The sequence below is a fragment of the Clostridium sp. BIOML-A1 genome (assembly GCF_009874105.1).
Taxonomy (GTDB): domain Bacteria; phylum Bacillota; class Clostridia; order Lachnospirales; family Lachnospiraceae; genus Coprococcus.
Genome location: NZ_WWTL01000014.1, coordinates 21582 through 36185 on the forward strand (window position 1 = coordinate 21582; position 14604 = coordinate 36185).

The window sequence follows — 14604 nt, forward strand, 5'->3', positions numbered from 1 at the left end:
ATCCTTACAATTACTCCATGCTTTCATCCGCCCAGCTCTTTATCATTGCTATCTCTCTTGCATATCCTGCATCATCATTTGGTGTCTCTAAGATAAATGGTCTGCCTGCAAGCAATGGATGCGTTACGATCCGTTTTAATGCTTCTGCTCCGATCTCACCCTCTCCAATCTTCTGATGTCGGTCTTTGTGTGAATCTCTCACATTCATGCTGTCATTTAGATGAACAGCCTTTAAGCGGTCAAGTCCGATGATCTGATCAAACGTGTGAAGTACACCATCCAGATCTTCCACAAGATCATAGCCACCATCCCATGTATGACAGGTATCAAAGCATACCCCGATCTTATCCTCGCAGTCAACCAGCTCTATGATACGTTCCAGTTCTTCAAAATTTCTTCCGACTTCCGAGCCTTTGCCTGCCATTGTTTCCAGTAATACGACTGTACTCTGATCCGGTTTGATCGCATGATTTAATGCATCGGCAATTACCGGTATGGCTTCTTCTGCTCCCTGACCAACATGTGCGCCCGGATGGAAATTATAATAATTTCCCGGAAGATACTCCATCCGCTCCATATCAGCCTTTAAGATATTACATGAGAACTCCCGAATATCCGGTTTTGCTGCACAGACATTCATCGTATATGGTGCATGTGCGACCAGTTTTCCAAAATAATGTTCCTCCATCAGGGAACGTAACCGTTTCGCATCTGCCGGATCGATCTCTTTCGCCTTTCCGCCCCTTGGATTCCTTGTAAAAAATGCAAATGTATTTGCACCAAGTTTTAATGCCGCCTTTCCCATAGCCTCAAAGCCTTTGGAGGACGACAGATGATTTCCTATATATATCATGTTGTTTCTCTCCTTCTTATAATATAAATATGGCTATGTCATAAGACATAGCCATATTTGTGAAACCACCAGCAGCGGTTTCAACGCTTTTACAACTTCCACTTATAGGTAGGACTCACCTTGTAAGGAAATTATTATATTAGAATACCTTAGTTGTTCTTATAGTAGTTGATCAGGCAGCCATCCATGATGATCTGTCTCTCATCATCGGTCAGGCTTCCAAGCTTCAGGTCTAATTCCTTGAAGTCTTTATTTACCACATATGCCTTGATGATCTCGTCCTTATTCTGAACAGCCTCACGGATACCCGGAATAAATACATAATCATCATTATCAAATGCGAAATCTTCCTCCATGATGAATGGAAGCATACCCCAGTTGATCAGGTTGGATCTGTAACGCTTTGTTGCATATTCCTTGGCAATGTTTGCCCAGCCGCCAAGTACCTTCTGGCAGGAAGCAGCCTGCTCTCTGGCAGAACCATCACCCGGCTTTACAGCAAAGATCGTACTACCGTAACCGGTATTGGAACCTGTGATCTCACGATCTGCAAATTTTGCTTTGATCTCTTTCATCATAGGCTTCATGGATTCATCTGCTTTGCAGAAGCATCCAAGTTCTTCTCTCTTCTTCTCAACTGCCTGAATTGCCTTTGCACGGCCTACATATTCAGGATCCTTTCTGGATAAAGTGAACTCAGCAAGTCCAAGCGGATTTGAACGGTAGGAAGATGTCTCACCGGATGGAATAAGTTCATCTGTAGTTGTTACAGGATCGTTAATAACAGATGCAACCTTTAATAACAGGTTGTCTGTCAGTGCGATCATCTCAGGCCAGTCCTTGATATTCGGACCAAACTTGATCTCAACAGATGGATCGGCCTTGCCGACACCATTATAAACTCGTCTGTCATAAATGGTCTTATCGAAGAAATATTTCTGTCCCTTGTATTCAACATCCAGATCTGTAGCTGCTGTAAGGTATCCCTTATTTGCTGCTGTAGCTGCGATCGAACGTGCATCCATAAGTGCAACGGATGAGATCTGACCATTCTGGATCTTGGAGCCTTCACGGTTCGGGAAGTTTCTGGTTGAATGACGGATTGATAATGCATTATTTGCAGGTGTATCTCCGGCACCAAAGCAAGGGCCGCAGAATGCTGTCTTAACGATCGTACCTGTCTCGATCAGGTCAGCCAGTACACCGTTCTTTGCAAGCTCCATATAGATAGGAGTTGATGCAGGGTATACAGATAATGTAAATTCATCTGCACCGATGCTTCTTCCACGGATGATATCCGCTGCCTGACAGATGTTCTCGAATCCACCACCGGCACATCCGGCAATGATTCCCTGTTCTACATATAACTTGCCATCACGGACTTTATCCTTTAATGTGAAGTCAACCTTACCGTCCAGACTAACCAATGCGCGCTTCTCGCAGTCGTCTAAGATATCCATCAGGTTTGCATTTAATTCTTCAATTGTATATGTATTGCTTGGATGGAATGGCATAGCGATCATTGGTTTTACCTTTGACAGATCCACATATACAACACCATCATAGTAAGCAACAGAACCCGGATTCATTTCCTTATATGCTTCCGGTCTGTAGTGTGTATCATACCACTCCTTGATCTTCTCATCTGTCTTCCAGATAGAGGACAGACAGGTTGTCTCGGTTGTCATTACATCGATACCGATACGGAAATCAGCAGATAATTTATCAACACCAGGTCCTACAAATTCCATTACCTTATTCTTAACATAACCGCACTGGAAAGTTGCACCGATAATCGCAAGAGCAACGTCCTGAGGACCTACTCCCTTTGCAACTTCTCCGTCCAGATAGATTGCTACTACACCGGGCTTAGCTACATCGTAAGTTCTGCATAAGAGCTGCTTTGCAAGTTCTCCGCCGCCTTCGCCGATCGCCATTGTACCGAGCGCACCATAACGGGTATGACTGTCGGAACCAAGGATCATTGCGCCACATTCTGCAAGCATTTCTCTTGCGAACTGATGGATAACAGCCTGGTGAGGCGGAACATAGACACCACCGAATTTCTTTGCGCAGGAAAGACCAAACATGTGGTCATCCTCATTGATCGTACCACCAACTGCACATAAGGAGTTGTGACAGTTTGTAAGGACATAAGGGATTGGGAATTCTTTCAGTCCTGAAGCTCTTGCTGTCTGGATAATACCTACAAATGTTATATCATGAGAGGTCATCTTATCGAATTTGATCTTAAGATTGTCCATATTGTCAGATGTGTTGTGCTTCTCCAGGATACCATATGCCATAGTATTCTTTGCAGCTTCTTCCTTGGATGGAGCTGTACCTAACTTCTGTGTAAGGATCGCATTTGCATCGACATTGTCTTCTACAAGCTCTGTGCCATTTAAAAGATAAGCACCATTGTCAAATAATTTAATCATTCTATTTCCTCCTAATTTGTTGGTGATTCTTTTTCTCATTTTGTCAATCGCTGTTTATTTTAACACAAATCGGCATAGTTGTGAACAACTATGCCGATGAAAGTTTTCATTATAATATTTTTAATCATCCTGCTTCAACCGGAACCCTGAATGAGCACCACTGCCTTTATTCTGTGAAGCACTTTCAGCAGAATCCGCAGTCTGAGGTTGTTCATGATTCATGGTAGTCTCATCTACATTCTCTGCCATCTGTGTTGTATATGGTGCTGTCTGATAGTCCGTGACCGCATTTTCATTCGCCGGAACGGTCGCTTCATCTGTAAATGCACCTGTAACCACCTGCATTCTCTTATGGAGTTCTTCCATTCTCTGCGCTTCCTCCTGCGCTTCCAGACGGGCTTTCTCTAACTTCTTCCGTTTCATCTTCCGGTCAAGCAGCCAGATATATAATGCAAATCCTGCCGCAATCACTCCGATGATCGACCAGATCATGATCGCATTATAATTCGGGAACATTCTATAATATTCCGCTGCCGTCTTTCCTGTCACATCCATAGAGGTTTCTGCATCGGAACCGCCATGATCATGTCCCTGCCAGTCCGCATCAGATTTAAGGAAATAATCATATCCGACTTTCTGTCCACCAAGATCATCCCATGTCAGATCGATATTATACCAGTGTCCATCCACCTGAACCCGATTCCACAGATGCTCGGATTCCAGTCCAAAACCATATTCACAGGTGACCGGGACTCCGGCTTTTTTCATAATGATATAAAATGCCAGCGCATATCCGTTACATGCCGAATCGCCTCTGTACAGAGTATTACATGCGCCACCAGATGAGCGGTTATATTCATTATGTAAGATAATATAATCATGTACCGCTTTCACCTTCTCGTAATCTGACAGCCCCTTTATCTTCCCCGAAATCTGTCCGGAACGGATAAATACAAGAAAGCTTTTTAACCGGCTCATATGATTGATCTTTACCGCTACTTTTTCTCCACCTGAATCCGGCGTATATACATAAGAAAATGCATAGAATTCTCCACCTGCATACATATTCTTTTCCATCAACTTGTCAAGGACCGACTGATAATCCATATACGGTTCCCCTGTTGTCTTTAGCGTAACCGTATTCTTATACCTTGAAGCGGCTGTTGCTACTGCATCATTGATCTCTTCGTATGTTGACAGTCTTCCTGTCGATACCGGCAGCATCTTTAAAACGACACAGTAAACAATAAACAACAGAATGATTCCCTCAATTACGATCTTTACTTTTTTCCCTTTTGACATTTTTCTCTCCTCTTTTTTACATTCTTGATACGATTCATTATACCTCATTTTTCACTATTACAAAATCCTATTACCTGCACTTTTCCGTTTTTTATTCGTTCAAATTTCTTATCTTATTTACAAAAAAATTTTTATTTACTTCTTATTTATACATGATATAATAAAAAAGTCTACGTTTTATTAAGAAATTTTTTCAATAAACCTTCTATTTGTCTGAAATCATAAGGGAAATCATTTCTATATTCATTCTGACATATCGATGCGTTTATAGTCACAAGGAGAGATTAAAAAGTGAAAGATACGATTGAGATCAGATGGCATGGCCGGGGCGGCCAGGGTGCCAAAACTGCTGCTCTGCTGCTTGCAGACGTAGCTTTTAAAACAGGAAAATACGTTCAGGGTTTTCCGGAATATGGTCCGGAGCGAATGGGTGCACCGATCACTGCTTATAACAGAATCAGCAGCGATCCGATCCGCGTTCATTCCAATATCTACACCCCACAGTATGTTGTTGTCGTTGACGAGTCCCTCTTGGAATCCGTGGATGTAACCGCCGGATTAAAAGAAGATGGTGCGATCGTCATTAACACCCCAAAGACACCGGATGAGGTTCGTCCTCATTTAAATGGCTACAAAGGAAAAGTTTATACATTAGATGCCCGGGAGATCTCGATGCAGACACTCGGCAGGAACTTCCCGAATTCTCCTATGCTTGCTGCTATCGTTGCAGTCAGCGGTATCATGGAGCAGGATGATTTCCTTGCAGATATGAGACTTTCCTATCAGCACAAATTTGCAAAGAAGCCTGAGGTTATCGATGGAAATATGAAAGCCCTTGAGCTTGCATTTAAGGAGGTAACCAAGTAATGAGAACAGATATCAGCAGAATACATGAGAAAAGTAAATATACAGAAATCACACCCGGTAACCATGTGTACGGCGGTGGTACTTCCAAAGCATTTAACACAGGTGAATGGAGAACTGCTACTCCTGTCATAGATGAGAGCAAATGTGTACACTGTCTGTTATGTGCACCGGTCTGTCCGGACAGCTGCATCCCTGTCGTAGGCGGCAAACGTCTTGACTTCGATCTGAACCACTGCAAGGGCTGCGGTATCTGTGCTTATCAGTGTAAGTTTGGTGCTATTACGATGAAGGAGGGCAAATAAATGGGTATCAGAGAACGTTTATCAGGAAATGAAGCGGTGTCTTATGCAATCAAGCAGATCAACCCGGATGTCATGCCGGCATTCCCGATCACACCTTCTACAGAGATTCCACAGTTTATTTCTACATATATTTCAAATGGTGAGATCGACACAGAGTTTATTCCGGTCGAGAGTGAGCACAGTGCTATGAGTGCTGCGATCGGTGCAAGCGCTGCCGGCTGCCGTGTCTTAACAGCAACCTCATCCTGTGGTATGGCGCTGATGTGGGAGGAGCTCTATGTTGCAGCTTCCAACCGTCTGCCGATCGCACTGGCTCTTGTAAACAGAGCTTTATCCGGCCCGATCAATATCAACTGCGACCACTCAGACAGTATGGGTGCAAGAGATACCGGATGGCTCCAGATCTATGCAGAGAATAATCAGGAAGCTTATGATAACTTCGTACAGGCTTACCGGATTGCGGAGCACAAGGATGTCCGTCTTCCGATCATGATCTGTCAGGATGGTTTCATTACTAGCCACGCAGTTGAGAATATCGAACTGTTAGAGGATGATAAGGTAAAAGCATTTGTCGGTGAATATAATCCGGAACAGTACCTGTTGAATCCAAAGATGCCTATGGCAGTCGGTCCATATGCAACTTCTCCATTCTATATGGAATCCAAAATGAACCAGAACGAAGCTATGAAGAATGCCAAGCAGGTGATCCTGGATGTTGCGGATGATTTTGCAAAGATCTCCGGCAGACAGTACGGCTTCTTTGAGGAATATAAATTAGAGGATGCTGATTACGCGATCGTTATGATCGGTTCCGCAGCAGGAACGACAAAAGAAGCAATCGATGCATTACGCGCACAGGGCAAAAAGGTCGGCTTATTAAAGCTCCGTGTCTTCCGTCCATTCCCCGGTGAAGAGATTGCAAAGGCGCTGGCTCATACAAAAGCAGTTGCGATCTTAGACCGTTCCGAAGGCTTCCGTGCAGGTGGCGGTCCTTTATCCGCTGAGATCAAGGAGCACCTGTATGATATCGGAGCTTCTACAAAAGCTGTCAGCTATATCTACGGTCTTGGCGGCAGAGATTATACAACAGTGGAAGCAACCGATGTATTTAACCAGTTAGAGGAAATGATCGAGCAGGGCAAGACCATTCCACAGTATCAGTATATTGGGCTTAGAAAGTAAGGAGGTAAGACAAAATGGCATATAATTTTAAAGAAGTAATGAACAAGCCTGAGCGTCTTGCTCCGGGTCATAGAATGTGCGCAGGCTGCGGCGGTACGATTGCAGTTCGTAATGTACTCCGTGCCCTTCATGAGGGTGACAAAGCAGTTATCGGTAATGCTACCGGATGTCTGGAGGTTTCCACCTTCATGTATCCATATACTGCTTATGAAGACAGTTACATTCATAATGCATTTGAGAATGCAGGTGCTACCCTCTCCGGTGTAGAGACTGCTTATCATGTATTAAAGAAAAAGGGTAAATTAGATGAAACATACAAATTCATAACATTTGGCGGTGACGGCGGTACTTATGATATCGGTCTTCAGTCTTTATCCGGTGCTATGGAGCGTGGTCATGACATGGTATATGTCTGCTACGATAATGGTGCTTACATGAATACCGGTATCCAGCGTTCTTCTGCTACTCCGATGTATGCAGATACAACTACCACTCCTGTCGGTTCCCAGTCAAACGGTAAGATGCAGAACCGTAAGGATCTGGCACAGGTTATGGCAGCTCATGATATCCCTTATGTCGGTCAGACTACTCTGCTTGGTAATATGCGTGATATCTATGAGAAATCCGAAAAAGCCATCTACACACCTGGTGCTGCTTTCTTAAATGTTATGGCTCCTTGTCCTCGTGGCTGGCGTTATCCTACCGAACAGATCATGGATATCTGTAAGCTGGCGGTTGAGACCTGCTACTGGCCTTTATTTGAAGTCATCGAAGGCAAATGGATCTTAAGTTATTCTCCTAAGAAGAAGCTTCCGATCGAGGACTTCTTACGGACACAGGGACGTTTCAAGCATTTGTTCAAGCCTGAAAATGAGCATTTACTCGTTCAGTATCAGGAGGAAGTGGATCGCCGTTGGGAGGATCTGCTGTTCCGCTGTTCGAAGAACTAATCACACATACGAAAATAAATCAGCCCTTGGGGTTATATATACCATGTACAAGCCTGCCCACGCTGTGTAACTTCGAACTAATCTCGGCAAAGCCTCGATAAGGTCTCAGGTTACTCATGTCGGTACTTGGCGATCCATGAAAATGGGAGCCTTAGTACCGCTACATGAGGGTAGAACGAAAGTGTCTTGTACAAGGTATATTATAGCCTCAAGGGCTGATTTATTTTCTGCCTGTCTCACTATTCCATACCTATGAAAAGTTCGTCGCATATAGCGACTCACTAAGAACCGACACTCCCAAAGGCTTGCTTCATGAATAGTAAAACACATCATAGAGGGGATTCTGTTTTTTATCTTCTTCAATAAATAATTAATATATCTTTTTTTAGTAGTTCATTTCCATTCTCATTATGATGGTATTTCTATTTGCCAATCATTATCTACTTTTACTTATGTATAAACTACTTCTTTGTTTTTCCTGTCTTCACCCAGATATAGCTGGCGAGGAACCAAATCAAGGCGGCGGTATTGCCAGATGCCTGACTGCATACATAGCCAATCGTTGAAAGACCTGCGCCTGCTGCCTGTAAGATATCGGGTATGCCTGCAAAAATAAGCTGCCATACTACGACATGGAACACGACCATCCATCGGCTCATATTTGTTTTATTCCGAAGGACTGCAATCAGGCTGGCAAGCATCAGAACGATCATCGGTATATATACGAAATATATCGCTGTCATAAACCGGTTATAATAGTCGTCTACAAACAGGATTGCCTGCTCCCGTCCGATATGTGCAGACAGATATGTGATCCAGTATGCAAATGTCCCTACCAGAAAATGCAGTGCTGCCCCGGATACGACATATCCTAAACCACCATATTTTATATAAGCTCTCAAGATCTTACATTCCGGTCTGATCTGCTGATAGATTGCTTTTATTCCAAATGCATAAAAGAACATACCGATCAATCCCGTGACAAGTAAGATCACAATTCTGCTTAATGGATACTCTCCACTCAGATAAGCCTCCCGCATATACAATCCACTGTCTGCCTTATTCGCTGAAACCATACTCAGACACAGATCCCCTACGATCAACAGTGCTGCTCCAACTGCCCCCAACAGACAATTTTTCTGATATTCCCATTGTTGTTTTTCTTCCATTTTCTCCCTTCTTTCTCTCCCTTTACCTATTTCTTATTTACTCCCATATAAAAAAGCTCTAGTTAGCTTGTTCTAACTAGAGCCAGTTTAACACATAAATTTTGCCTGTTCAAGGCTGAATTGTCCATTCCAATTTTGTACGATCCATTACTCATTGAGATTGCATAGTAACTGTATTTTTATTTGCATTATCACCTATGACAACCTTTATGATCAGTGAAGCCATTTCTGATACAGCTTCTTTACATCCATCTTCTACCCATTCATTCACAATTCCGGTAATTCCACGAATATAAAATGCTGATACATATTTCCGATCCTTTTCTGCAAATCCAAATCTTCCCAGTATCGGTTCCAGAATGTATGTATATAAGCCGCTGTATTTTTTATCTGTCTCATATGCTTTATTCTCGAAGGCCGCCTGATAGATTCGTCTGTTCTTCTTGATATATTCCAGATAAGGGACAAGATAATCTTCTGTTAAAAAATGAAGTTTATCAATCGGCGCATCCTGAATTTTCTCAATCGTACTCTTTGCATCTGTCTGAAAACAGCTCGTAAAAGAATCCAAAATATACTGTAACGTCTCTGCCAACAGATCTGAAGTGTTCTCATAATGAAGATAAAAAGTTGACCGATTTACACCAGCTTTCTCACAAATACTCTTTACTGAAATGTATGAAAATTCCTGTGTTTCCAACAGCTCAATAAGTGCCTCATCCATCCGGACAGCCGTATTGAAATATTTACTTTCTGATCGATTCAAATTCTCATCTCCCTGTCGCTTCATTCATTGATTCTATCTTTCATTACTGATTTCTTTTGCAAGTTCCAGAATCTCAAATGCATATTTTTTCTTTCCTTCTTCCAGTTTTTTCTTATAGATTGGATAATTTACACCCATTCCAATAATACCTATAATGCCAAGTATGATTCCTAATATTACCATGCCTGTACCTGCACCAATTACCTGCATAGACAGGCACATTCCAAGTCCCATAACAAGTGCCGACAGAATTCCCAATGTATAAGTAAATACCTCTGCCGGTAATTTTGCTTTGCGATCCAGTTTCTTAAGTGCTGTCACTTTCGAAGTATCTTTTGGCGCATATTCGCTTGCGAGTGTCTCTGCATAGATTTTGTCTGTATTCATATTGTTGTCCTCCATATCTTTGATATCTCAATTATAAGAAAACCAACAGTGAAACAGAACAACACGAAATATAAAATGTGTTGTTTTCTAAGAAGCAACTATCCCTCACTCCATTTTCCTTCGTCAATAATAATTCTTACAGTTGTATCCGTTCCCGCCTTTTCCAACTGATATAGCCATACATATCATTGATAAAGAAGATACCGAAATTCACAATGACCGGGATATAGGCAGGATTCTTCATGGATGCCAGCACCCATAAAATGATCAGCACGATATCATTTGCCGCATACCATACTGCATAATACGAGGAACGGAGCATCGTAAGTGCCGCTGCCAGAAAACTGGTTACGATCGATATGGTGCTGAATATAATATTCGGGGTATCGAATACAACTAAAATATAATAAAATACTGCTGTTACGATCACGCCGGATATAATAAGCCCTATGATGTGCTTCCGGTTCAGCTTCTGGATCTTTACGACATTTCCGTTTCCGCCGGACGGATTTCTGAGCCATGTGATCATAGACCAGATTGCCATAGGCATTGTCATGCCAAGGTACGTGATCATCTCGCCCCAGTAATGGAACCGGTAGGAAATGATCCCATAAAGGATACTGAATATCACCATTAGGATCTGCGCCCATACATTTCCTTTTGCTGCAAAGATCAGCGAAGTTACACCCACTAATGCAGCTACCAGAGTCGGCAGATCAAAATCTGTTGTCAGCAGGTTCGATACGCATACGATACAAATAGACCCTAACCAGATGATCCATTCCTTCTTTGTTAATTCTTTTATTGGATTGTTCATGTTTTCTTTCTCCTGTGCCGCTATTCTAATATATAATCATAATTTCCGCAAGAATCCGCAAAAAAATACCCCATGACGATCCTCGTTTCTCAAAATTCTGAGTACCGATAATCTGTCATGAGGTATCTTCATTATGTATCAGCTTACAGCTTTGTTACATTTGCAGCCTGAGGTCCTTTTTCTCCCTCAATTACTTCGAACTCAACTTTGTCGCCTTCCTCCAATACTTTGAAACCAGACATATTTAAAGCTGAGAAATGTACAAAAATGTCATCACCATTCTCATCGCTGATAAATCCATATCCTTTTTTTGCATTAAACCATTTTACTGTACCTGTTTTCATTTGAATTTCCTCCTAAAACTTAATACCTGGAAAACTAAAGAGGCACAGAGCTTCTCGCTCTGTGCCTCTTTGCACTTCTCCTGTATTATATTGCTTGGATTATCTTTTTGCAAGTGTTTTTTATAAATTTCTTTTTCATTGACCAAATCTTACATCCGACATATCCTTCTCGTGCTCGCCGATCATCTTCTCCATCCAGATCATATCGTACCATTCACCAAACTTATAGCCGCTGTTATGAAAACGCCCAACCAGCGTAAAGCCCATTTTTTTATGGAATCTGTAACTGTCATCCGTCAGATGACCGCTCTCTGCTGCCGGACTTGCGATACAGGCATTCATGTTCAGGATTCCCATTTCCTTCAGTAGTTTTTCCAGATTCTCATATAGGGCTTTGCCAAGCCCCAACTGCCTGCAGTCTTTTCGGATATATATCGTTGTTTCCACTGACCAGTCATATGCCTTTCTGTCTTTGAAACCTGCTGCATATGCATAGCCTGCGATCTTCCCATCCACGACTGCCTTTATGTATGGATACTTTGCTGAGATCTGCTCGATCCTGTTCCTGAATTCATCTACAGACGGTACTTCATATTCAAATGATATTGCTGTTTCTTCTACATAGGGTGCATAAATGGCGAGAAGCTCCTCCGCATCCGCTGTACTTACTTTTTCTATCTTCATGTCTTCTCCTTATGCCTACAAAAAATGCTGAACCGCACAAGTACGATCCAGCATTTTTTATTATTTCTTAGTAGTTTTCTTTGAAACTGCCGCTTTTGTCTGTGCAGGCTTCGTCTTACTTACTGTTTCTTTTGTCTTTGTCGCAGCCGTATTCTTCTCCGGCTCCTTTTTTACAACTTCCGTCGTCTCTACATTCTTCTTTTCCGTTGCAGTTTTCTTCGCAGCCGTTTTCTTCGCAGCCGCGCGTTTTGCTGCTGCCGCTTTCTTTTCTGCCTCTTTCTTCTTCAGAATATCCTCCGGTGTTACATCGGTGTAATCATATTCCAGAACAACAGTAGAAAGTGGCGGTACTGTTACACTGATCGAATAAGGCATACGTTCTGTCTTCTTATCGATTGCCTTAATCTTACCACTATTTAATCTGCCTGCTCCGCCAAACTGTACGTCATCGGAATTCAGAACTTCTTTATATGTTGTGAAGCAAGGTGCTCCAACTTCATAATTATCATATTCAACCGGCACGAAATTGCAGATAAATAACAACTGCTTACTCGGTGTAGAACCTCGACGGATAAATGAAACCACACCCTTATCCGGATGGTCACAGTCGATCCACTCAAAGCCCATCACATCGCTGTCATTTGCATATAACGCATCATTTGCATTGTACAGATTATTTAACGCTTTTACCCAACGCTGTACACCCTGATTCAACGGATTGTCAAGGACAAACCAGTCAAGACTTCTTGCCTCGCTCCACTCGCGCGGCTGTGCAAATTCCTGACCCATGAATAACAGCTTTTTGCCCGGATGACCATACATATAACCATATGCCAGACGAAGATTTGCAAATTTCTGAGGTTCACTTCCCGGCATCTTATTGATCATTGAACATTTCAGATGTACGACCTCATCATGTGAAATGACAAGAACATAATTCTCTGCATATGTATAGGATAAGCTGAAGGTCAGCTTGTTATGATTAAAGCTTCTGAAATATGGATCCATCTTCATATACTCGAGGAAGTCATTCATCCATCCCATATTCCATTTGAACAGGAAGCCAAGTCCGTTCATGGATGCCGGAGCAGTCACACCGGCCCATGCAGTTGATTCCTCTGCGATCAGGAATGCTCCCGGATTCTTTTCTTCCATAACAGCATTGATATTCTGCAGCAGCTTAATTGCATCCAGATTCTCATTGCCGCCATTTTCATTTGGAAGCCACTGTCCATCCTGCTTACCATAGTCCAGATATAACATAGATGCAACAGCATCTACCCGTAACGCATCGATATGGAACTTCTCTACCCAGAAAAGTGCATTTGCGATCAGGAAGTTTGCAACCTCTGCTCTGCCATAATCAAAAATATAAGTTCCCCAATCCGGATGCTCGCCCCTTCTTGGATCCGGATGCTCATAGAGCGGCATACCATCAAATCTGCCAAGTCCGTGTGCATCCTTCGGGAAATGTGCAGGTACCCAGTCTAAGATGATACCGATTCCCTTACTATGTAAATAGTCAATAAAATACATGAAATCTTCCGGCGATCCGTATCTGGATGTCGGTGCATAATAATTCGTTACCTGATAGCCCCAAGAACCATCAAACGGATACTCTGCGATACCCATGATCTCCACATGTGTATAGCCCATATCCTTTACATAATCCGCAACCATCGGAGCTAACTCTCTATAACTGAAGAAGCCGCTGTCATCGTCTTCAACTTTCTTTCTCCATGAACCGAGATGCATCTCATAGATGGTCATCGGCATCTTCATGCGATCTGTTCTACTGTAGGTTTTTCTCTTATTTACCCATGCGGTATCCTTCCACTTGTAGGTCGTCAGATCTGCAACAACCGAACCATTGTCCGGACGCATCTGTGCCTGATTTCCGTATGGATCACTCTTATATAAGATCTCATCATAACGGGTCAGAATCTGGTATTTGTATACTGCCCCGGAAAGCACATTTGGAATAAACAGCTCATAGATTCCACCGTTTGGCCGAAGCTGCATCGGATGTAAATTACCATCCCACATATTGAAATCACCGACAACGCTGACTCTCCGCGCGTCCGGAGCCCATACTGCAAAATAGGTTCCCTTTACGCCATCGATCGTCATCGGATGTGCTCCAAATTTATTATAGATCTCGTAGTGCTTACCCTCTGCAAATAAATAAGAATCAAAATCTGAAATCTGGCTGTCAAATGCATATGGATCTGCTGTCGTAACCGTCGTTCCATCCTCATAAGTTGTCACCAGATTGTATTTTGTTCCATTAAATTCTTTCTTCGGGAAAAAGATCGCATAGAAGCCTTCATCTGTTACCTTTTCCATCGTATGAACCTTTTTACCTGTTCTGGATGTCACCTTTACCTCCACTGCATGTGGACGGTAGGCTGTGATGATCTGTCCTTCCCCATATTCATGAATACCAAGCAGATGCTTTGGCGCATTCAATTTACCTGCGATCAGTTCATCATACAGTACCCAGTTGATCCAATCGTTGATTCTCTTGTTCATATAACCCT

General features: G+C 42.6%; 14 protein-coding genes. 4 read left to right on the forward strand and 10 right to left on the reverse strand.

Annotation, left to right across the window (positions count from 1 at the left end; all coding sequences use genetic code 11):
* Window positions 1-10 precede the first annotated feature (10 nt).
* The 3 genes from GT641_RS10810 to GT641_RS10820 form a co-directional block, all read right to left on the reverse strand.
* A complete protein-coding gene (locus tag GT641_RS10810) occupies window positions 11-853 on the reverse strand; it encodes a deoxyribonuclease IV (protein ID WP_161117527.1) in 843 nt (280 codons plus the stop codon).
* 149 nt (window positions 854-1002) lie between these two features.
* Window positions 1003-3294: a hydratase gene (locus GT641_RS10815; RefSeq protein ID WP_044946070.1), complete on the reverse strand. Its 2292-nt coding sequence runs from the start codon at window positions 3292-3294 to the stop codon at window positions 1003-1005.
* Between the two features lie 120 nt (window positions 3295-3414).
* Window positions 3415-4596, reverse strand: coding sequence for a transglutaminase domain-containing protein (locus GT641_RS10820; protein WP_161117528.1), 1182 nt, complete (start codon window positions 4594-4596; stop codon window positions 3415-3417).
* 291 nt (window positions 4597-4887) lie between these two features.
* Here GT641_RS10820 and GT641_RS10825 point away from each other — a divergent pair, with 291 nt between their 5' ends.
* Genes GT641_RS10825 through GT641_RS10840 form a run of 4 tightly spaced genes read left to right on the forward strand, consistent with a single transcriptional unit; the run spans window position 4888 to window position 7897 of the window.
* The gene (locus tag GT641_RS10825) at window positions 4888-5463 is read left to right on the forward strand and encodes a 2-oxoacid:acceptor oxidoreductase family protein (protein ID WP_008402650.1); all 576 of its coding nucleotides are present in this window, start codon (window positions 4888-4890) and stop codon (window positions 5461-5463) included.
* The gene (locus GT641_RS10830) at window positions 5463-5765 is read left to right on the forward strand and encodes a 4Fe-4S binding protein (RefSeq protein WP_008402652.1); all 303 of its coding nucleotides are present in this window, start codon (window positions 5463-5465) and stop codon (window positions 5763-5765) included. The genes GT641_RS10825 and GT641_RS10830 overlap by 1 nt, the downstream gene beginning before the upstream one ends.
* Window positions 5766-6947 (forward strand): pyruvate ferredoxin oxidoreductase, encoded by a 1182-nt coding sequence (porA, locus tag GT641_RS10835; protein ID WP_161117529.1) that lies wholly within the window; start codon window positions 5766-5768, stop codon window positions 6945-6947.
* A 14-nt stretch (window positions 6948-6961) separates the two neighbouring features.
* The gene (locus GT641_RS10840) at window positions 6962-7897 is read left to right on the forward strand and encodes a thiamine pyrophosphate-dependent enzyme (RefSeq protein ID WP_008402654.1); all 936 of its coding nucleotides are present in this window, start codon (window positions 6962-6964) and stop codon (window positions 7895-7897) included.
* Window positions 7898-8358: 461 nt separating this feature from the next.
* Here GT641_RS10840 and GT641_RS10845 read toward each other — a convergent pair whose 3' ends face one another.
* The 7 genes from GT641_RS10845 to glgB all read right to left on the reverse strand — a co-directional run bounded on the left by GT641_RS10845 (window position 8359) and on the right by glgB (window position 14596).
* Window positions 8359-9066, reverse strand: a complete 708-nt coding sequence (locus GT641_RS10845) for a DUF6796 family protein (RefSeq protein ID WP_161117530.1) — start codon at window positions 9064-9066, stop codon at window positions 8359-8361.
* A 151-nt stretch (window positions 9067-9217) separates the two neighbouring features.
* A complete protein-coding gene (locus GT641_RS10850) occupies window positions 9218-9832 on the reverse strand; it encodes a TetR/AcrR family transcriptional regulator (RefSeq protein ID WP_161117531.1) in 615 nt (204 codons plus the stop codon).
* Window positions 9833-9865: 33 nt separating this feature from the next.
* The gene (locus GT641_RS10855; RefSeq protein ID WP_118662548.1) at window positions 9866-10219 is read right to left on the reverse strand and encodes a dihydropteridine reductase; all 354 of its coding nucleotides are present in this window, start codon (window positions 10217-10219) and stop codon (window positions 9866-9868) included.
* Between the two features lie 136 nt (window positions 10220-10355).
* Complete coding sequence (gene pnuC / locus GT641_RS10860) at window positions 10356-11036, reverse strand: nicotinamide riboside transporter PnuC (protein WP_161117532.1); 681 nt, start codon at window positions 11034-11036, stop codon at window positions 10356-10358.
* Window positions 11037-11179: 143 nt separating this feature from the next.
* A complete protein-coding gene (locus GT641_RS10865; protein WP_008402657.1) occupies window positions 11180-11380 on the reverse strand; it encodes a cold-shock protein in 201 nt (66 codons plus the stop codon).
* A 135-nt stretch (window positions 11381-11515) separates the two neighbouring features.
* On the reverse strand, window positions 11516-12064 hold the full coding sequence (locus GT641_RS10870; protein ID WP_161117533.1) for a GNAT family N-acetyltransferase: 549 nt from the start codon (window positions 12062-12064) through the stop codon (window positions 11516-11518).
* Between the two features lie 60 nt (window positions 12065-12124).
* Window positions 12125-14596 (reverse strand): 1,4-alpha-glucan branching protein GlgB, encoded by a 2472-nt coding sequence (gene glgB, locus GT641_RS10875; RefSeq protein ID WP_161117534.1) that lies wholly within the window; start codon window positions 14594-14596, stop codon window positions 12125-12127.
* Between the last annotated feature and the right edge of the window lie 8 nt (window positions 14597-14604).